Here is a 1,203-nt window from a genome sequence, read left to right as displayed (position 1 = left end):
GCTCTGGGTGCTGCCGGTCGACATTCGGCTCTCGGCGCATTCGAACGCGCTGCAGTTCCGGCCGCGCGCCTACTCCTATATCGGCTCAGTGCCGATGCTCGACATCTTCGACAAGCCGATCAACGACTGGGATTCGGTTGCCAAGCGCGCCTTCGATATCGTCTTCTCGCTTGTCGGCATCGTCCTCTTCTCGCCGGTGATGCTCGCCACCGCGATCGCCATCAAGCTCGACAGCAGGGGGCCGGTGCTGTTCAAGCAGAAGCGGCACGGCTTCAACAACGAGATCATCGAGGTCTACAAGTTCCGCTCGATGTATGCCGACCGTTCCGACCCGACCGCCAAGCAGACGGTGACCAAGAACGATCCGCGCGTTACCCGCGTCGGCCGCTTCATCCGCAAGACCTCGATCGACGAACTGCCGCAGTTCTTCAACTCGCTCTTCGGCTCTCTGTCGCTGGTCGGGCCGCGCCCGCATGCGATCGCGGCGCAGTCGCACAATCTGCTCTACAACGAGGTGGTCGACGGCTATTTCGCGCGCCACAAGGTCAAGCCGGGCGTCACCGGCTGGGCGCAGATCAATGGCTGGCGCGGCGAGATGGACACCAATGAAAAGATCCGCATGCGCACCGAATACGACCTCTATTACATCGAGAACTGGTCGATGCTGTTCGACCTGCGCATCCTGTTCCTCACGCCGGTCCGCCTGCTCAACACGGAAAACGCCTATTGAGCGCCATCGCCCATGAGCTGCCGCCGCAGGCGATCAACGCCAAGCTGATTTCGCTGATCGCATCGGCGGCGATCGGCGTCGGCATCCTGCTCTCCGGCTTCGTCATCAGCGAGCCCGCGCCTTACGAAATCTATATGGCCGGGCTGATCGCGGTGTGGGCGCTGTTCGGGCTGCGGATTTCGCGCGCGATCGTGCCCTTGCTGGTGCTTCTGGTGGCGATGAACATCGGCGGCATGATCGCCATGACGCAGATGGCGGATCTCGCCAACACGCCGCTCTACCTCGCCGTCTCACTGTTCCTCGCCGTCAGCGCGGTGTTCTTCGCCTCCGTGACCTCGGTCCAGCCCAGCCTCTACCGGCTGATCTTCATCGCCTATGTCGTGTCGGCGGTGGCGACATCGCTGCTCGGCATCGCCGGCTACTTCCATGCCTTTCCCGGCGCGGAAATGTTCACCAAATACGACCGCCCGGCC

Annotated in this window: 1 protein-coding gene and 1 pseudogene; both read left to right on the top strand. The window is 62.7% G+C overall.

Translation table 11 applies throughout. The features are described 5' to 3' along the window. The coding region (locus tag EOD07_RS35050; RefSeq protein ID WP_127238406.1) for an exopolysaccharide biosynthesis polyprenyl glycosylphosphotransferase at positions 1 to 730 on the top strand (730 nt) is incomplete at its 5' end. Beyond that, positions 727 to 1,203, top strand: a pseudogene (locus tag EOD07_RS35045) (hypothetical protein); the annotation flags it as partial. The gene EOD07_RS35050 and the pseudogene EOD07_RS35045, both read left to right, overlap by 4 nt.

This window comes from Mesorhizobium sp. M2C.T.Ca.TU.002.02.1.1 (assembly GCF_003997225.1).
The sequence above is the reverse complement of the archived record's forward strand: the minus strand, read 5'-3'. Positions and strand labels throughout refer to the sequence as shown.